General features: G+C 67.8%; 15 protein-coding genes. 11 read left to right on the forward strand and 4 right to left on the reverse strand.

Annotated elements, in window-relative coordinates; genetic code table 11:
- Positions 1–57: 57 nt before the first annotated feature.
- Positions 58–936 carry a PhzF family phenazine biosynthesis protein gene (locus ASD72_RS01290; RefSeq protein ID WP_056878160.1) on the reverse strand — a complete coding sequence of 293 codons (879 nt, stop codon included), beginning with the start codon at positions 934–936 and terminating at the stop codon, positions 58–60.
- A 30-nt stretch (positions 937–966) separates the two neighbouring features.
- The gene (locus ASD72_RS01295; protein ID WP_056878161.1) at positions 967–1,845 is read right to left on the reverse strand and encodes a PhzF family phenazine biosynthesis protein; all 879 of its coding nucleotides are present in this window, start codon (positions 1,843–1,845) and stop codon (positions 967–969) included.
- Positions 1,846–1,932: 87 nt separating this feature from the next.
- Between ASD72_RS01295 and ASD72_RS01300 the strand changes: the two genes are divergently transcribed.
- The 5 genes from ASD72_RS01300 to ASD72_RS01320 all read left to right on the forward strand — a co-directional run bounded on the left by ASD72_RS01300 (position 1,933) and on the right by ASD72_RS01320 (position 8,616).
- Complete coding sequence (locus tag ASD72_RS01300; RefSeq protein WP_056878162.1) at positions 1,933–4,563, forward strand: bifunctional aspartate kinase/diaminopimelate decarboxylase; 2,631 nt, start codon at positions 1,933–1,935, stop codon at positions 4,561–4,563.
- A complete protein-coding gene (locus tag ASD72_RS01305) occupies positions 4,547–5,023 on the forward strand; it encodes a hypothetical protein (protein ID WP_056878163.1) in 477 nt (158 codons plus the stop codon). Before ASD72_RS01300 ends, ASD72_RS01305 begins: the two co-directional genes overlap by 17 nt.
- The gene (gene murL / locus ASD72_RS01310) at positions 5,020–6,375 is read left to right on the forward strand and encodes a UDP-N-acetyl-alpha-D-muramoyl-L-alanyl-L-glutamate epimerase (protein WP_056878164.1); all 1,356 of its coding nucleotides are present in this window, start codon (positions 5,020–5,022) and stop codon (positions 6,373–6,375) included. The genes ASD72_RS01305 and murL overlap by 4 nt, the downstream gene beginning before the upstream one ends.
- Positions 6,356–7,759, forward strand: a complete 1,404-nt coding sequence (gene murD / locus ASD72_RS01315; RefSeq protein ID WP_056878165.1) for a UDP-N-acetylmuramoyl-L-alanine--D-glutamate ligase — start codon at positions 6,356–6,358, stop codon at positions 7,757–7,759. Before murL ends, murD begins: the two co-directional genes overlap by 20 nt.
- 74 nt (positions 7,760–7,833) lie before the next feature.
- Positions 7,834–8,616, forward strand: a complete 783-nt coding sequence (locus ASD72_RS01320) for a dienelactone hydrolase family protein (protein WP_056878166.1) — start codon at positions 7,834–7,836, stop codon at positions 8,614–8,616.
- A gap of 16 nt (positions 8,617–8,632) precedes the next feature.
- On the opposite strand, the gene ASD72_RS01325 is transcribed toward ASD72_RS01320, so the two are convergent.
- On the reverse strand, positions 8,633–9,631 hold the full coding sequence (locus tag ASD72_RS01325) for a polyprenyl synthetase family protein (RefSeq protein ID WP_056878167.1): 999 nt from the start codon (positions 9,629–9,631) through the stop codon (positions 8,633–8,635).
- 153 nt (positions 9,632–9,784) lie between these two features.
- Here ASD72_RS01325 and ssb point away from each other — a divergent pair, with 153 nt between their 5' ends.
- Genes ssb through ASD72_RS01355 form a run of 6 tightly spaced genes read left to right on the forward strand, consistent with a single transcriptional unit; the run spans position 9,785 to position 15,817 of the window.
- Complete coding sequence (ssb, locus tag ASD72_RS01330; RefSeq protein ID WP_056878168.1) at positions 9,785–10,282, forward strand: single-stranded DNA-binding protein; 498 nt, start codon at positions 9,785–9,787, stop codon at positions 10,280–10,282.
- A gap of 55 nt (positions 10,283–10,337) precedes the next feature.
- The gene (rfbB, locus tag ASD72_RS01335; RefSeq protein ID WP_056878169.1) at positions 10,338–11,393 is read left to right on the forward strand and encodes a dTDP-glucose 4,6-dehydratase; all 1,056 of its coding nucleotides are present in this window, start codon (positions 10,338–10,340) and stop codon (positions 11,391–11,393) included.
- A gap of 10 nt (positions 11,394–11,403) precedes the next feature.
- Positions 11,404–12,291, forward strand: coding sequence for a glucose-1-phosphate thymidylyltransferase RfbA (gene rfbA, locus ASD72_RS01340; protein ID WP_056878170.1), 888 nt, complete (start codon positions 11,404–11,406; stop codon positions 12,289–12,291).
- The gene (gene rfbC, locus ASD72_RS01345; RefSeq protein ID WP_056878171.1) at positions 12,288–12,845 is read left to right on the forward strand and encodes a dTDP-4-dehydrorhamnose 3,5-epimerase; all 558 of its coding nucleotides are present in this window, start codon (positions 12,288–12,290) and stop codon (positions 12,843–12,845) included. The genes rfbA and rfbC overlap by 4 nt, the downstream gene beginning before the upstream one ends.
- Positions 12,842–13,729 (forward strand): dTDP-4-dehydrorhamnose reductase, encoded by an 888-nt coding sequence (gene rfbD, locus ASD72_RS01350; protein ID WP_056878172.1) that lies wholly within the window; start codon positions 12,842–12,844, stop codon positions 13,727–13,729. The genes rfbC and rfbD overlap by 4 nt, the downstream gene beginning before the upstream one ends.
- 48 nt (positions 13,730–13,777) lie before the next feature.
- Positions 13,778–15,817: a S9 family peptidase gene (locus tag ASD72_RS01355; RefSeq protein ID WP_235577897.1), complete on the forward strand. Its 2,040-nt coding sequence runs from the start codon at positions 13,778–13,780 to the stop codon at positions 15,815–15,817.
- A gap of 51 nt (positions 15,818–15,868) precedes the next feature.
- Here ASD72_RS01355 and ASD72_RS01360 read toward each other — a convergent pair whose 3' ends face one another.
- Positions 15,869–17,680: an oligopeptide:H+ symporter gene (locus ASD72_RS01360; RefSeq protein WP_056878173.1), complete on the reverse strand. Its 1,812-nt coding sequence runs from the start codon at positions 17,678–17,680 to the stop codon at positions 15,869–15,871.
- Positions 17,681–17,693 lie beyond the last annotated feature (13 nt).

Raw genomic sequence — 17,693 nt, forward strand, 5'->3', positions numbered from 1 at the left:
CGCATTCGAACGATGCGCCTTCGCGACTGACGTCGCTCCCACAAGAAGCCGCCATCGCTACCAGTCGATCTGGCCGGTCACGATGGTACGCACGTGGCCGCCGGACCAGACATCGCCTGCGGCGTCCACGTGCAGCTGCAGGCGCGCGTCGTAGCCGACTTCGCGGCCCTGGCTGACGACGTAGCGGCCTCCGTGACCGGGCAGCGCATCGCGCGATGCCAGCCACGCGGCCAGCGTTGCATTGGCGGCGCCCGAAGCCGCGTCCTCGAACGCGGCCGGCGCACCGACGAACGCACGCACAGCCAGGTCGTAGTCGCGGCCCGGTGTACGCGCATACGCGCACACGCCCATGCTCTCGGTGGCGCGCGCCAACGCACTGATCGCGTTCCAGTCCGGCGAGGCGCCGCGGAGCGCATCTTCGTCGCGCACCTCGGTCAACCACCAGCGGCGGCCGCCGTCGACGAGCGCGGGGGGCAGGGTGCCCGGCGCCAGTCCCTCGAGGGCGGCGCGCAGCAGGCCGTCATCCGTGGGATCGCCTTCCTTCACCACCGTCGCGCGCGGCGTGCGCACGGCGATCGTGCGGTCCGCGCCGTCGCCATCGACACGCAACGGCAACACACCGACGACGCCTTCCTGCATCAGCAGGCCGTCGGCCGGCGCGGCCAGGCCCGCCTCCAGCACCACATGCGCGGTGCCGACGCTGGGGTGGCCGGCGAACGGCACTTCGCGGCGCGGGCTGAACATGCGGACGGCATAACTGGCGCCCGGCTGGGTGGGCGCGAAGACGAACGTCGTTTCCGGCAGGCGCGTCCAGCGGGCAATGGCCTGCATGGCGGCATCGTCAAGGCCGGCAGCATCGAGGACGACGGCCAGCGGATTGCCCGCGCCGGGGCGGTCGGCGAACACGTCCAGCTGGACGTAGCGGCGGAGGGTCATGGGGGCGTTGTCGCGTGGGGGCCGCGCAGCTTACCAAGTCACCTGGCCGTCGATGACCCACTGCACCTGACCGCCGATCCAGACCTCGTCCTCGCCATCCACCTCCAGATGGACGCGACCATCGCGACCCAGCTCGCGGCCCTGACTGGCGAGATAGCGACCCGCGGTGCCGGGCAGCACACCGGCGGCAGTCAGCGCGGCGGCGATGCAGGCGTTGACGCTGCCGGTGACCGGGTCTTCCGGGATGTTGTCGGCGGGGCAGAACGCGCGCACCGCCAGATCGTGGTCGTCCTGCGCGCTGGCGCGGCCGAAGACGGCCAGCCCGATCGCACCCGTGGCCTGTGTCAGCGCGGCGATTGCCGGAAGGTCCGGCTCCAGGGCGCGTACCGCGGCCGCGTCGCGGAGTTCCACCAGCCACCAGGCGGGGCCGTTGTTCCACAGCGCCGCGGGCAGCCCTGCCGTGGGTAGCGACGCAAGTGTCGTGTCACGTTCCGGCGGGTCGGGCGTGACCTCCATCGGGTACGCCCGCGGTGCACGCAGATGGATCGTGCGTTGCAACCCGTCGCCTTCCACCCGCACCGGCAGCAGGCCGGCTGCGCATTCCTGCACCAGCCGGTCGGATGCGGGTATCAGGCCCGTATGCAGCGCTACCCAGGCCGCACCCACGCTGGGGTGGCCGGCGAACGGGAGTTCCTGGCGCGGGGTGAAGATGCGGATGCGGTAGCTGGCGTCGGGCGTGGTCGGGGGCAGGAAAAAGATCGTTTCCGACAGGTTGGTCCATCCCGCGAACGCCTGCATGCGCTCGGTGTCCCACGCGGCGGCGTCCAGTACGACGCCCAGCGGATTGCCCGCACCGGGGCGGTCGGCGAAGACGTCGACCTGCAGGTAGCGGTGGGTAGTTCGTTGCATGCGGTACGGTCCGGTCGCGCGCGGGGGCTTCGGCTAGAATCGACGGTTCACGCCCGAAGGGTTCGGGCATTCCTCCTCATTCTATCCATGCCTTCTGCCACTCCCGCGTCTGATCGTTGGATCGTCCTCAAGTTCGGCGGCACCTCGGTGTCGCGTCGCCATCGCTGGAACACCATCGGGAAACTGGCGAAACAGCGGGCGGACGAACAAGGCGCGCGTGTGCTGGTCGTGGTGTCGGCCTTGTCCGGCGTCACCAACGAGCTGACCGCCATCGCCGACGGCGCGGCCGACAGCGCGGAACGCGTGGCGAAGCTGGAACAGCGCCACCGCGAATTCCTGGAAGAACTGGAGCTGGACGCCGATGCCGTGCTCGGCGATCGCCTGGCCGCGCTGCGTGGCCTGCTGACCGATCCACGCGCCGCGGGCCGCGCGCTCGACTGGCAGGCCGAGGTGTTGGGGCAGGGCGAACTGCTGTCGTCAACGCTGGGCGCGGCCTATTTGCGCGCGCAAGGGCTGGATTTCGGCTGGGTCGATGCGCGGCACTGGCTGCAGGCGAACTTCCTGCCGAACCAGAGCCCGTGGGCGCAGCGGCTGTCGGTGTCGTGCAACACCGCACCGGACCAGGACTGGCGTCGCGCATTCGCGGGGCAGCCCTCTGCGCTGCTGCTGACGCAGGGCTTCATCTCACGGCATGCCGACGGCGGCACCGCCATCCTCGGCCGCGGCGGCTCGGATACGTCTGCCGCCTACTTTGGCGCGCTGCTCGGCGCGCAGCGCGTGGAGATCTGGACCGACGTGCCCGGCATGTTCAGTGCCAATCCGCGCGAAGTGCCGGATGCGCGCCTGCTGACGCGGCTGGATTATTACGAAGCGCAGGAAATCGCCACCACCGGCGCCAAGGTGCTGCACCCGCGTTCGATCAAGCCGTGCCGCGATGCCGGCGTGGCGATGGCCATCCTCGACACCGAGCGGCCGGAGCTGCCCGGCACCACCATCGACGGGAACGCCCTGACCGTGCCGGGCGTGAAGGCGATCAGCCGCCGCAACGGCATCGTGCTGGTGTCGATGGAAGGTATCGGCATGTGGCAGCAGGTCGGCTTCCTCGCCGACGTGTTCGCGCGCTTCAAGAAGCACGGGCTGTCGGTGGACCTGATCGGTTCGTCGGAGACCAACGTCACCGTGTCGCTGGACCCCAGCGAGAACCTGGTCAACACCGATGTGCTGGCCGCGCTGTCGGCCGACCTCGCGGAGATCTGCCGGGTGAAGGTGATCGCGCCGTGCACGGCCATCACCCTGGTCGGTCGTGGCATGCGCTCGCTGCTGCACAAGCTGTCCGATGTGTGGGCGATGTTCGGTCGCGAGCGCGTGCACCTGATCTCGCAGTCGTCCAACGACCTCAACCTGACCTTCGTGATCGACGAGGCGGATGCCGAGGGCATGCTGCCGTTGCTGCACGAGGCGCTGATCGACAGCGGTGCCATGCCGGTCGAGGAGGCCAGCGTGTTCGGCCCCAGCTGGCGCGAGATCAACGGTGCCGTCCGCCATCGCGGCGTGCGCTGGTGGAGCGCGCCGGCCGCGCGGGAACAGCTTTTGTCGCTGGCGCAGGCTGGCACGCCGCGTTACGTCTACAACCTCGATATCGTCCGCGCCCGGGCCCGCGCGCTGGCCGCGATCACGGCCGTCGATCATCGTTTCTTCGCCATCAAGGCCAATTCGCATCCGGCGATCCTGCGCGCGCTGGTGGAGGAAGGGTTCGGCCTGGAGTGCGTATCGCGCGGCGAGCTGGAGCGTGTGTTCGATATCGCGCCGGCACTGCCGATGGAGCGCGTGCTGTTCACGCCGAGCTTCGCGCCGCGCGAGGAGTACGCATTCGCGCTGGAGCGCGGCATCAACGTCACGCTCGACAACGTCGAAGCGCTGCAGCACTGGCCCGAGGTCTTCCGCGGCCGCCGCCTGTGGCTGCGCGTCGACCTGGGGCGCGGCGACGGCCACCACGACAAGGTGAAGACGGGTGGCAAGACCTCCAAGTTCGGCCTGCCGCTGGCCAAGCTGGAGGCGTTCCTCGCGGCGGCGCGCGCGATCGACGTGCGCATCGTCGGCCTGCACGCGCACCTGGGCAGCGGCGTGGAGAGCGCGCAGCACTGGAACCAGATCGCCGATGAGCTCGGCGGGCTGGCCGACCAGATCGGCACCATCGAGACGATCGACATCGGCGGTGGCCTGCCGATTCCCTATGCCGAGGGCGACGAGCCGTTCGACCTCGCGGCCTGGGGCGAAGGCCTGGCTGCGATCAAGGCCGCTTATCCGGCGTACCAGTTGGTGATCGAACCCGGTCGCTTCCTGGTGGCCGAGTCGGGCGCGCTGCTGGCGAACGTGACCCAGGTGGTCGAGAAGCTGGGCATCCGCCGCGTCGGCAGCGATGCCGGCATGCACACGCTGGTGCGCCCCGCGCTCTACGACGCTTGGCACGACGTGGCGAACCTGTCGCGTCTGGACGATGCGGAACAGGTGCCGTTCGACGTGGTCGGACCGATCTGCGAATCGAGCGACATCTTCGGCAAGCACCGCAAGCTGTCGTCCGCGACCGCCGAAGGCGACGTGCTGCTGTTCTCCGATGCCGGTGCTTACGGATTCGTGATGGCCAGCCACTACAACCTGCGGGGGTTGCCGGCGGAATCCATCATAGAAGCGGGTACGGACCATGAATCCGCGCGCTGAGCTCGTCCTGGTCAGTGGTCTGCTCGCGTTCGCGCTGGCAATGGCCGCACTCCTGTTTGTGGGGGACCCAAAACGCGTGCTGGGTGGTGAGGGCGCGATCAGTACCCTGGCGTTCGCGCTGCCTGCGGCACTGTCCGCTGCCCTGGCTGCATCGGTGGTTGGATCGAAGGAGCGCCGATCGCGGATCGAGAAGCGGGTTTGGCAACCCGCGGGCATGACATTACGAGTGGTGGCGTTGGCATTCCTGGCGTATGCGGTTCTGTCGACGAGTGCCATGATGGCGCTGGCTTCGTTCGATGGCTATTCCGTGGCTGGGGTGCTACGAGAAGCAGCGGCGTTCGCGGGGTTGATGGTGGGTTTCGCGATCATGCTCGGTGCCATCCCTGCCTTCTTCTTTGAATATTTCGTCTGCCGCCGCTATCTGCGGCGGATCGCTGTCGTCATTCCGGGTACCGCATGAGCAATTTCGATAAATCCAGCATCCGCACCTTCCGTTTCGTCCGCTGTTCCTTCGATGCGGAGACCGGTGTCGCGCGGTTGGTGTACGCCTTCGATGACGGTCCGGAGCTGACCGAGACGGTGACGGTCCCGGGGGCGCCCTTCGTGCTGGACGCCACGCGTGCGCAGGCGGTCGAGCAGGCGGTGCGCCTGCTGCACCTGATCACCGGCGTCAGCTACTACAAGGCCGCGGTGCCGAACGAGATCCGCATCGACGGCTACGCGATCGACGCGGCCACCGCCGTGCTGATGGAGCAGGTGTACGTGCACGGCCTGGGGGAGTTCGCCTACCGGAACGGTCTGAGCCTGCACGGCCGCGTGCGCTTCCCGGTGGGTGCCCAGGGGCCGTCGCCCGCGCCGTCGGCGGGACTGCGCGAGCACGCACTCGTCGCCATCGGCGGCGGCAAGGATTCGCTGGTCAGCATCGAGGCGCTGCGAGGCGCCGGCATCGAGCAGACCGTCACCTGGATCGGCGGTTCGCAGCTGATCGCCGCCTGCGCGGCGCGCACCGGCCTGGCGACGCTCAATATCGGCCGTGCGCTGGCGCCGGAGCTGTTCGAGTACAACCGCCAGGGCGCGTGGAACGGGCACATCCCGGTGACCGCGATCAACTCGGCGATCATGGTGCTGGCGGCGCTGCTGCACGGCGTGGACCAGGTCGTGTTCTCGAACGAGCGCTCGGCCAGCTACGGCAGCATGATCCCGGGCACCGGCGAGGTGAACCACCAGTGGTCGAAGGGCTGGGCGTTCGAGAGCGCGTTCGGCGCGCACGTGCAGTCGCACGTGGCCGCCGACCTGCAGTACTACTCGCTGCTGCGTCCGTTGTCGGAGCTCGCGGTGGCGCGGCAGTTCGCCCGCACCGATCATTACGACGCGCATTTCTCAAGCTGCAACCGCAATTTCCATCTGCTCGGCGAGCGCCCCACCAACCGTTGGTGCGGGGTGTGCCCGAAGTGCCACTTCGTATTCCTCGCGCTGGCGCCGTTCATGCCCAAGCCGCGCCTGGTCGGCATCTTCGGCCGCAACCTGCTGGATGACGCCAACCAGACGGGCGGCTTCGACGCGTTGCTGGAGTACCAGGACCACAAGCCGTTCGAGTGCGTCGGCGAAGGCCAGGAATCGCGCGCGGCGATGGCGACGCTGGGCGACCGGCCGGAATGGCGCGAGGACGTGATCGTCTCGCGCTTCAACCACGAGATCCGCCCGCAGCTCGATGCCGCGGATTTGATGGTGGCCCCGTTGCTGGAGATCGGCGGCGAGCACCGCATCCCCGCTGCGCTGTGGGAGCGCCTGCGTGCGAATTTCGCAGCTTGAGGGTCGGCGTGTCGCGCTGTGGGGATGGGGGCGGGAAGGCCGTGCCGCCCATCACGCGGTACGCGCGCGGCTCCCGTCGCTGCCGTTGACGCTGTTCTGCAACGCGCAGGAAGCAGCGGATGCCGCGGCACTCGGCGATCCGCTGCTCGCAGTGGAGACCGTGGCGACCGCCGAACGCCTGTCGGCGTTCGACATCGTCATCAAATCGCCTGGCATCAGTCCGAACACGCCGGTGGCCGTCGCCGCGTCCGGAGCCGGCACGCGCTTCATCGGCGGCACCGGATTGTGGTTCGCGGAACACGCCGGTGAGGATGGTGTGGTGGCGCACACGTTCTGCGTCACCGGCACCAAGGGCAAGAGCACGACCACCTCGCTGCTGGCGCACCTGCTGCGCGCGGCGGGGCGGCGCACGGTGCTGGCCGGCAATATCGGCCTGCCGATGCTGGAGGTGCTGGATCCGCAGCCGGTGCCGGACGAATGGGCCATCGAGCTGTCCAGCTACCAGACCGGCGATGTCGCCGACAGCGGCGCACGCCCGGACGTGGCGATCGTGCTGAACCTGTTCCCCGAGCATCTGGACTGGCATGGCAGCGAAGCGCGCTACATCGCGGACAAGCTGAAGCTCGTCACCGGTGCGCACCCGCGCATCGCCGTACTCAACGCCGCCGATCCGCGCCTGGCCGCGCTGGACCTGCCGCACAGCGACGTGCGCTGGTTCAATCGCGCCGACGGCTGGCATCTGCGCGAGGACGACCTGTACCGCGGCGACGTGTTCGTGATGGATACCCGCCCATTGCCGCTGCCGGGGCGCCACAACCGCAGCAACCTGTGCGCCGTGCTGACGGCGCTGGAAGCGCGGGGCATCGACGCGCTGCCGCTGGTGGCGCACGCGCAGTCGTTCCGTCCGCTGCCCAACCGCCTGCAGGCGATGGGCGCGCGCGACGGCATCACCTGGGTCAACGATTCGATCAGCACCACGCCGCATGCCACGCTGGCGGCGTTGGAGTGCTTCGCCGGCCGGCGCATCGCGCTGCTGGTGGGCGGGCACGACCGCGGCGTGGACTGGTCCGATTTCGCGGCGCACATGCGCGAGGACGCGCCGGCCACCATCATCACGATGGGGGCCAACGGCCCGCGTATCCATGCGTTGCTGGCGCCCGTGGCACGTGAGGCGGGGTTCACGCTGATCGGCGTGGAGACGTTGCCGGAGGCGATCGCCGCCGCACGCGAGGCGTTGGGCGACGAGGGCGTGGTGTTGCTGTCGCCTGGCGCGCCGAGCTTCGGCCAGTACCGCGACTACGTGGCGCGCGGCCGCAACTTCGCGGAACTCGCCGGTTTCGACCCTGACGCGATCACGTCGATTCCCGGCCTGGGTGCCGGCTGAGGCCGCACGCCTCCTCAAATCGCGTGAGCACGGCGGGCGTACACTCGCAGGCCATCCCCCGAGGAGGACGCGCGATGCGCCGCAAACTGCTGTTGCCCTGCCTGCTGTTCCTGCTGTGGTCGCCCGTACTGTCGGCCGCGCCCGTGGCCAAGCCCGTTGAATGGAAGATCGGCGGCGACACGTTCGCCGGCGTCCTCGTCTACGACGATGCGGTGAAGCAACCTCGGCCGGGCCTGGTGATGGTGCCGAACTGGAAAGGCGTGAATGCGTCCGCGATCGAGAAGGCGCGCCTGGTTGCCGGCGACGACTACGTGGTGCTGGTCGCCGACGTGTACGGCAAAGGCATCCGCCCGAAAACCGATGCCGAGGCCGGTCCCGTCGCCACGGCGATGCGTGCGGACCGGCCGAAATTGCGTGCCCGCGTGCAGAAGGCGGTCGAGGTGCTGAAGCAGCAACCAGGGACACTGGTCGACGCGACCCGCATCGGCGCATTCGGCTACTGCTTCGGCGGCAGCACGGTACTGGAGCTCGTCCGCGCGGGCGATGCGCTGTCGGGTGTCGTCAGCCTGCACGGCGGGCTTGCCACCGACCTGCCGGCGGCCGGCCCGGTGAAGTCGCCGGTGCTGGTGCTCAACGGCGGCGATGACAGCTACGTGTCCGCCGCGGAAATCACCGCGTTCCAGGACGAGATGCGCAAGGCGGGCGCCGACTGGCAGTTCGTCAGTTTCGGCGGCGCGGTGCACTGCTTCGCCGAATCCGACGCACAGAATCCGCCGGGCTGCGTGTATCACGCACCCTCGGCGAAGCGGGCCTACCGGATGATGGCGGACTTCTTCCGGGACGTATTCGCCCGGTGACCGGGTGCGGGCGCGTTCAGTGCCCGCGTTCGACCGCGTAGCGCGCGAGGCCGCGTAGCGCCGCCAGTGCGTCGGATGCCGGCAGCGCGTCGAGCGCCTGCTCGGCCAACGTCGCGTAGTGGTGCGCGCGCTCGCGACTGTAGTCCAGCCCGCCGGTTGCGCGGATCGCCGCCAGTACTTCGGGCATCGCGTCTGCTTCGCCCGCCTGCACGATGGCGCGCAAACGGTCTGCCGTGGCGGCATCCGAGTGGCGGATGGCGTGGATCAGCGGCAGCGTGGCCTTGCCCTCGGCCAGGTCGTCGCCCAGGTTCTTGCCCAGCGCCTCGGCATCGGCGGTGTAGTCCAGTACGTCGTCGGCGATCTGGAAGGCGTAACCCAGGGCCATGCCGTAGTCGTAGAGGTGGCGTTGCGTGGCGGCATCGGCACCCGATGCCATCGCGCCGAGTTGCGTGCCCGCGGCGAACAGGACGGCCGTCTTGCGCTCGATCACGCGCAGGTAGGCGGCTTCGTCGGTATCGGGATTGTGGACATGCAGCAGCTGCAGCACTTCGCCTTCGGCGATGCGGTTGGTCGTGTCGGCCAGCAGGCGCATCACGTCCATGCGGTCGAGTTCCACCATCAGCTGGAAGCTGCGCGAATACAGGAAGTCGCCGACCAGCACGCTCGGCGCGTTGCCCCACAGGGCGTTCGCCGTGCTGCGGCCGCGACGCAGGTCGGATTCGTCCACCACATCGTCGTGCAGCAGGGTGGAGGTGTGGATGAACTCGACGATCGCCGCCAGTTGGTGGTGATCCGGCGTGGTCGGCCCGCAGGCCTGTCCGGCCAGGACCACCAGCATCGGCCGCAGGCGCTTGCCGCCTGCCGAGATGATGTGGTCGGCGATCTGGTTGATCAGCACCACGTCGGACGCCAGGCGGGCCCGGATCAGGGCATCCACCGCCCCCATGTCGGCGCGGGCAAGCGACTGGATGTCGGCCAAGCCGAGCGCGGGGCGGGGGAATTCGACGACGGCCATGGGGACAGGATTCGGGAAGTGGCTGAATTATAGGCGTTAGAGGGCGGCGATTTCCTACGCGGGGCCGCGGTAGCGGCCGACGGTGGGGGGCTCCCGGGTATACTCCACTGGTCTTTGCCCGCGCTCGGCGGGCATCCCTGAACGGATATCGATATGGCCCGCGGCATCAATAAAGTCATCCTGGTCGGCAACCTCGGCAACGACCCGGAAACCCGCTACACCCAGGGTGGCATGGCGATCACCCGCATCAGCCTGGCGACCACCAGCGTGCGCAAGGACAAGGATGGCAACCAGCAGGAGCGCACCGAATGGCACCGCGTGGTGTTCTTCGGCAAGCTCGGCGAGATCGCCGGCGAATACCTGCGCAAGGGCAGCTCGGTGTACGTCGAGGGCTCGCTCCGCTACGACAAGTACACCGGCCAGGACGGTCAGGAGAAGTACTCCACCGACATCATCGCCGACGAGATGCAGATGCTGGGCGGCCGTGAGGGCGGTGGTGGCGGTGGCGCAGGCGGCGGTGATCGCCCGGCCCGCGCACCGCGCCAGGACTACGGCAACCAGGGCGGCGGCCAGCCGCAGCGTCGCCAGGCCCCGGCACCGCAGCAGGCGCCGCCGATGGACGATTTCGCGGACGACGACATTCCGTTCTGATCCCGCGTTGCTTGGCCGGATAGTGCAATCAACTTGATTCAACAGGAGCAGTAGCGTGCCGACATGGCTGGTCACCGGCGGAGCCGGTTTCATCGGGGGCAATTTCGTCCTGCGCGCGATCGCGCGTGGCGTGAAGGTGGTCAACCTGGATGCCCTGACATATGCGGGCAACCGGGACACGCTGGCGACGGTCCAGGATAACCCGCTGCATGTCTTCGTCGAGGGCGACATCGGGGACCGCGCGCTGGTCGCCCGGCTGCTGGCCGAGCACCGTCCGGATGCGGTGGTGAATTTCGCCGCCGAGAGCCATGTGGACCGTTCGATCGACGGTCCCTCCGCATTCATCCAGACCAATGTCGTGGGCACGCTCGGGTTGCTGGAATCCGTGCGGGATTACTGGAAGGGCCTGGAAGGCGCCGCGCGCGACCAGTTCCGCTTCCTGCACGTGTCCACCGACGAGGTCTACGGCTCGCTGGGCGACACCGGCAAGTTCACCGAGACCACGCCTTACGCGCCGAACTCGCCGTACTCCGCCTCGAAGGCCGCCTCCGATCACCTGGTGCGTGCCTTCCACCACACGTACGGCCTCCCGGTCCTGACGACCAATTGCTCCAACAACTACGGCCCGTACCATTTTCCCGAAAAGCTCATCCCGCTGATCATCGCGCGGGCGCTCGCCGGCGAGCCGCTGCCGGTCTACGGCGATGGCAAGAACGTCCGTGACTGGTTGTTCGTGGGCGACCACTGCCAGGCGATCCGCACGGTCCTCGAGAACGGGCGCGTGGGCGAGACCTACAACGTCGGCGGCAATGCCGAAATGCAGAACCTCGAGGTGGTCCACGCGATCTGCGCCTTGCTCGATGCGCGCGTGCCGCGCGCTGACGGGAAGCCGCGCAGCAGCCAGATCACGTTCGTGGCCGATCGCCCCGGTCACGACCGTCGCTATGCCATCGATGCGTCCAAGTTGCGCGACGAACTGGGCTGGGAGCCGGAGTACACGTTCGAGCAGGGCATCGCGGAGACCGTCGACTGGTACCTGGCCAACCAGGCGTGGGTGAAGCGCGTGCTGGACGGCAGTTACCGTCTCGAACGCATCGGCACGGCCGCCTGAGGGGACAGCGATGACGCAACGCAAGGGCATCATCCTGGCCGGCGGCTCGGGTACGCGCCTCTATCCGCTGACGCAGGCGATCAGCAAGCAGCTCCTGCCGGTCTACGACAAGCCGATGATCTACTACCCGCTCAGCGTGCTGATGCTGGCGGGGATCCGGGAAGTACTGGTCATCAACACGCCGCACGAGCAGGCCTTGTTCAAGGCGCTGCTGGGCGACGGGTCCCAGTGGGGCATGGACATCCAGTACGCCGTGCAGCCGAGTCCGGATGGATTGGCGCAGGCCTACCTGATCGGCAAGGAGTTCGTCGGCGGGAAACCGAGCTGCCTGGTGCTGGGCGACAACATCTTCTATGGGCACGGCTTCACCGAGATGCTCCGGCGCGCGGATGCCCGTGGCGAGGGTGCGACCGTGTTCGGCTACTGGGTCAACGATCCCGAGCGCTACGGCGTGGCCGAATTCGACAAGGATGGCCGCGTCGTGGGCATCGAAGAGAAGCCGGCGAAGCCGCGCTCCAACTATGCAGTCACCGGCCTGTACTTCTACGACGGCCTTGCCAGCGACTATGCGGCGGACCTGAAGCCATCGGCACGCGGAGAGCTGGAGATCACCGACCTCAATCGGCGTTACCTGGACGCGGGCGCGCTGCACCTGGAACCGCTCGGGCGCGGGCATGCGTGGCTCGATACGGGTACGCACCAGTCGCTCCTCGAGGCCTCGAATTTCATCGAGACGATCGAGGCGCGCCAGGGCCTCCGCGTCTGCTGCCCCGAGGAAATCGCGTTCGGGAACGGCTGGATCGACGCCGCGCAGGTTGAACGGCTGGCGGCGCCGCTGGCGAAGAATGGCTACGGCCAGTACCTGCTTTCGCTCGCGGCACGCGGGGTCGTGCGATGAAGGTCATCGAAACCTCGCTGCCGGGTTGCGTCGTCGTCGAGCCCGCGGTGTTCGGCGATGAGCGCGGTTTCTTCTTCGAGACCTGGAACGCGGATCGCTACGGCCAGCAGGGTCTGCCGACGGCGTTCGTCCAGAGCAACGTGTCGTCTTCGGCGCGCGGCGTGCTGCGCGGCCTGCACTACCAGTGGCCGAATCCGCAGGGCAAGCTGGTCAGCGTGCTGGAAGGCGAAGTCTATGACGTGGCGGTCGACATCCGCCGGGGTTCGCCAAGCTTCGGGCAATGGGCAGCCGTCGTGCTGAGTGCGGAGAACAAGCGGCAGTTCTGGATTCCGGAAGGTTTCGCGCATGGGTTCGCCGTGCTCTCGGAGCGTGCAGTGTTCAGTTATCTGTGCACGGCGACGTACGACAGGGTGGCGGATGCTGGTGTGCGGTGGGACGATCCCGCCATCGGCATCGACTGGCCGGTGACCGACCCGCAGTTGTCCGCCAAGGACGCCATCGCGCCGCTGCTGTCCGACGTCGCGCCTGAGAGGCTCCCGGCCTATACGCCATGACCATCCTGCTGTTCGGGGCCAATGGCCAGGTCGGCCATGAATTGAGGCGCAGCCTGGGATCGTTGGGTGAGATCGTCGCCACGACGCGGTCCGGCGCGTTGCCCGGCGGCGGGTCTTGCGAGGTGGCGGATTTCGACCACCCTGCGACCCTGCCGGAGCTCGTCGAGCGCATCGCCCCCTCCGTCGTCGTCAATGCCGCCGCCTACACGGCGGTGGACAAGGCAGAAGACGATGCCGAAGCGGCATTCCGCGCGAACGCCGAAGCGCCCGGCATGCTTGCACGGACCTGCGCTGCGCATGGCATTCCCTTCGTGCATTACTCCACGGACTACGTCTTCGATGGGCAGGGCGCGCAGCCCTACCGCGAAGAGGATCCCACCGCGCCGCTTGGTGTCTATGGCACCAGCAAGCTGGCCGGCGAGGACGCGATCCGCGCTGCCGGTGGTCGCCACCTGATCCTGCGTACCGCATGGGTCTATGGTCTGCATGGCCACAATTTCTTGAAGACGATGCTGCGGCTCGGCGCCGACCGCGACGAACTGCGCGTCGTAGCCGACCAGGTGGGTACGCCCACGCCGGCAGCGCTGATCGCGGACGTGACGGCAGCGTTGCTGCGCATGCAGGACGACCCTTCCGGCACGTTCCATCTGACGCCCAGGGGCGAAACCAGCTGGCACGGCTTCGCGGAAGCGATTTTCGAAGCGGCTGTCGAGCGAGGCCTGATCGCGAAGGCGCCCCGGGTACTTCCCATCGGTACCGCAGACTATCCCACGCGTGCACGTCGGCCCGGCTATTCCCGCCTCGACGTGGGCAAGGTCGAGCGGGTGCTCGGGCATCCGCTGCCGGAATGGCGCGCCGGCCTGCAACAGGTGCTTGGCGGCTGAATCCGCTGGCGCGCGGTGCCTTCATCTTGCGTCCGGCATGTGCATTGAATGCATGAGGACGCTGTGGAAGGATGGCGGCACTACAACGCCTGGGGAGGCGACATGGGGAACTGGAATCGTCCGGCCACAACGGTCGTGCTGACGGGCATCTGCATCGCGCTGGCGTCGGTGAGCGCGGCGGTCCAAGCAGGCGCGCCGATTGATGTGGGTGCATTCATCCGCAAGGATGCGTTCACCGACATCAAGTTGTCGCCCGACGGGAAGTACCTGGCTGCGACGGTGCAGCAGGAGGACAGGACCGCGCTCGTGGTGCTGGACAGGCAGGAAATCCGCATCACCGGCTCGATGTCGCTGGGGCGGCACAACCATGTCGCGGATTTCTGGTGGGTCAACGCCGAGCGCGTGCTGTTTTCCGTGGCGCAGAAATTTGGTGCACTGGACTCGCCGCAAATGACGGGCGAGTTGTTCGCGATGAGCGCGGACGGCACCAACAAGGAGAACCTGTTGGGGTACCGGGTCGAGGGTGCAGGGCCGGGTACGCGTATCCAGCAGAAGAAGGTGGAGGCTGTCGCGGGTTATCTGGTGGATACGTTGCCGGAAGACGACCGCAACGTCATCGTGATGGTGCGGCCATTCGGGGACCTGACCTACACGCGCGCCGAAAAGATGGACGTCTACACGGGGCGCCGCGTCCTGTTGGCCCGGTCGCCGGTACCCGAGGCCGAGTTCGTCAGCGACGGTGCGGGCACGGTGCGGTTCGCCTACGGCATCACCTCGGAGAACGTCAATCGGCTCTATTACCGTGCGGGCGAGCACCAGGAATGGGATCTGATCAACGATGAACGCATGTCGCAGCGCATCGAGGTGCCGGTCGGTTTCAGTGCCGACCAGAAGACCGCCTATCTGAGGGTCGAGCAAGCGCAAGGATCAGATGCCATGGTGGCGCTGGATGTCGCCAGCGGCAAGCGGACCGAGGTGCTGCGCAATCCCAATGTGGATCCTGCCGATATCCTGCGTTCGCACGACGGCAAGGGCGTCCCGATGGGCGCGGTGTTCTTTGATGGGAAGCCGACGTTCTCCCTGCTCGACAAAGAGCAGGCCGACGGCCGGCTGCTCCGCAGTTTGCAGCAAGCCTTTCCAGGCGAGTTCGTCGAGATCACCTCGATGACGCGCGACGGGACTCTGGCCTTGGTCGAGGTCTCTTCAGACGTGAATCCCGGCGATTTCTATGTGTTCGATGTGCCGGCGAAGAAAATGAACTACCTGCTCAGCCGTCGCGAGTGGGTGGACCCCGAGCAACTCGCGCCCATGGCGCCGGTCCAGCTCAAGGCGCGGGACGGGCTGGTGTTGCATGGCTACCTGACCGTGCCCAAGGGCAGCTCAGGCAAGGGCCTTCCCTTGATCATCCATCCGCATGGTGGCCCTTACGGCGTTCGCGACGTATGGGGCTTCAACAGCGAAGTCCAACTGCTGGCGTCCGCGGGGTACGCGGTGCTGCAGGTCAACTACCGGGGCTCGGGCGGATATGGTCGCAACTTCCAGCAGGTGGGTGCGCGCCAATGGGGCGGCACGATGCAGGACGACCTGACGGACGCCACCCGCTGGGCGATCAAGGAAGGCATCGCCGACCCGGGCAAGATCTGCATCTACGGCGCAAGCTACGGTGCGTATGCGGCACTGATGGGCGCCGCGAAGGAGGCCGGCCTCTATCGTTGCGCTGCCGGCAACGTGGGTGTCTATGACCTGCCGATGATGCAGCAACAGGATGCCAGCGACAGCCGCAACCTCGGGCTCTGGTCGCGGGACTGGGTAGGCGAGCCATCGACGCTCGCGGCTGTTTCCCCCGTCAACATGTCGAACAGGATCAAGGTGCCCGTGTTCCTCGCCGCCGGCGGGGAAGACGAAGTGGCGCCTGTCGAACACACCGAGATCATGGAGCGCAAGCTCAAGGCGGCCGGCGTGCCGGTGGAAGCGGTCTATTACCGCACCGAGGGCCACGGCTACTACAAGGAAGAGAACCAGCGCGACTACTACACCAAACTGCTGGCGTTCTTCAGCCGCCACCTGGGCGGTGCGACAGCGAAGTGAAGCCCCTGCTGGACGGGCGGTCATCCGCCGCCCGTCCATGCCCAAGGCGGATCAGTCCGTCGTACGCATCGCCCGCCGCAGCCACGGCGAGGCCAGCAAGGCGATCACGGCGCACCCCAGGCCGATCCACATCATCAGCCAGAACAGGTCGGCGAAGGCGGTGGCGGCGCGCGCGATATCGAGTGCGCCATCGTCCGGAACATCCATCGCTGCAAGTTTGCCGAACTGTGCGGCAAGCGTTTCCGAGAATGCAGTGGCCAGCAGCCACATGCCCATCATCGAGCTCACCACCCGCGGCACCGACAGTTCGGTGACGGCGGCCAGGCTGACCGGAGCGAGGCACATCTCGCCGATCTCGAGCAACAGGTAGGCCAGCACCAGCCACCACACGCTCGCGACCACGCCCGTGTCGCCTACCTGTTGCGCGGCCAAGGCCAACGGGATGAAGGACAGGCCGCCGAACAGCAGACCCAGCGCGCCCTTCAACGGCTTGGAGGGGTCGAGGCCGCGGCGTCCCAACGTGGCCCATAGCCAGGCGAACACCGGCGCCAGCACCACCAGGAACATGGCACCCAGGTAGGTCAGGGAGCCGGCCGTCTGCGGCAGCACCAGCGAATCACGCAACACCAGCACCACCATCAGTGCGGCCGTGCCGAGGAACAGTGCGCGCGGAGGCCCGGGGCGCGTGCTCTGCTCCGACCAGCGCGACGCGATCACGAACGACAGCGGCATCGCCACCAGCGCCCAGGTGGACCACGGCGCGCTGCCGAGGAAGAGCGCGATGTTCGCGGCAAAACTGTCCGACCAGACCACCGCCGATGCCGGCTGTACCAGCGACGGGAACAGGTCTTTCGTCAGCATCCGGTCGGTGAACATCACCCACGAGCCATAGGTCTGCTCGTACAGGGTGAAGAACACGAGGCACATGAAGATCAGCGCCATCAGCGCCAGCATCTGGCGACGCTGCACCGGCGTGCATTGCGTGGTGATGAACCAGAGGAACCACGCCAGCACCGTGGCCAGTACCAGCAGCATCAGCGCGAGCGCCAGCGAGAATTCGCCGCCCAGCGCGAAGGCGCCGTTGGCCGCCGCCCACATCAGCCAGGCCACGGGCAGCACGCCCAGCGCGGCGCCGAGGTAGATCAGCCATTCCCGCGGGACACCCAACACCACTGCGCGCAACGACGCAGGCGAAGGAGGTTCGGCATGTCCGTGCAGGTAGCGCTGGCCCCAGAGGAACATCGCCAGGCCCAGCAGCATGCCGATGCCGGCCGCACCGAAACCGTACTTCCAACCCAGCGTCTCGCCGAGATACCCGCACACCAGCGAGGCGAGCAGGGCGCCGAGGTTGATGCCGGCGTAGAACAGGCTGAAGCCGCCATCGCGGCGCGGATCGCCCGCCGGATACAGCCGACCGACGATGCCGGTGATGTTGGGCTTCAGGAAGCCGACGCCCATGACGATCAGGGCCAACGACACATACATCGTGCGCAGTGCGCCTTCGTCGCGGGTGACCACGCCAGCGTCCATCGTCGCCGCCGCGCCTTCCAGCGCCATGCCCGCATGGCCGGCCACCAGCAGCAATCCGCCGAAGACCACCGCCTTGCGCATGCCCAGCCAGCGGTCGGCCAGCACGCCGCCGATCACCGGCACGCAGTAGACCAGTCCGCCGTAGGCCCCGATCAGGTCGTAGCCCGCGCCGTCGGCGAACAGGTGGTACTTGGTCAGGTACAGCAGCAGCAGCGCCTTCATCCCGTAGAAGGAGAAGCGCTCCCACATCTCGGTGAAGAAACAGACGTAGACCCCCTTGGGGTGGCCCAGGAAGTCGTCGCGGCCGGTGGCCGCGGGGGCGAGGGGGGTCAAGGGCCGCTCCGGC

This window comes from Pseudoxanthomonas sp. Root630 (genome assembly GCF_001427585.1).
Lineage (GTDB): Bacteria > Pseudomonadota > Gammaproteobacteria > Xanthomonadales > Xanthomonadaceae > Pseudoxanthomonas_A.

Coding starts and splice junctions, on each gene's coding strand:
- ASD72_RS01290 (WP_056878160.1), bottom strand. CDS start 936: ATGACCCTCCGCCGCTACGTCCAGCTGGACGTGTTCGCCGACCGCCCC.
- ASD72_RS01295 (WP_056878161.1), bottom strand. CDS start 1,845: ATGCAACGAACTACCCACCGCTACCTGCAGGTCGACGTCTTCGCCGAC.
- ASD72_RS01300 (WP_056878162.1), top strand. CDS start 1,933: ATGCCTTCTGCCACTCCCGCGTCTGATCGTTGGATCGTCCTCAAGTTC.
- ASD72_RS01305 (WP_056878163.1), top strand. CDS start 4,547: ATGAATCCGCGCGCTGAGCTCGTCCTGGTCAGTGGTCTGCTCGCGTTC.
- murL (WP_056878164.1), top strand. CDS start 5,020: ATGAGCAATTTCGATAAATCCAGCATCCGCACCTTCCGTTTCGTCCGC.
- ASD72_RS01320 (WP_056878166.1), top strand. CDS start 7,834: ATGCGCCGCAAACTGCTGTTGCCCTGCCTGCTGTTCCTGCTGTGGTCG.
- ASD72_RS01325 (WP_056878167.1), bottom strand. CDS start 9,631: ATGGCCGTCGTCGAATTCCCCCGCCCCGCGCTCGGCTTGGCCGACATC.
- ssb (WP_056878168.1), top strand. CDS start 9,785: ATGGCCCGCGGCATCAATAAAGTCATCCTGGTCGGCAACCTCGGCAAC.
- rfbA (WP_056878170.1), top strand. CDS start 11,404: ATGACGCAACGCAAGGGCATCATCCTGGCCGGCGGCTCGGGTACGCGC.
- rfbC (WP_056878171.1), top strand. CDS start 12,288: ATGAAGGTCATCGAAACCTCGCTGCCGGGTTGCGTCGTCGTCGAGCCC.
- rfbD (WP_056878172.1), top strand. CDS start 12,842: ATGACCATCCTGCTGTTCGGGGCCAATGGCCAGGTCGGCCATGAATTG.
- ASD72_RS01355 (WP_235577897.1), top strand. CDS start 13,778: ATGCATGAGGACGCTGTGGAAGGATGGCGGCACTACAACGCCTGGGGA.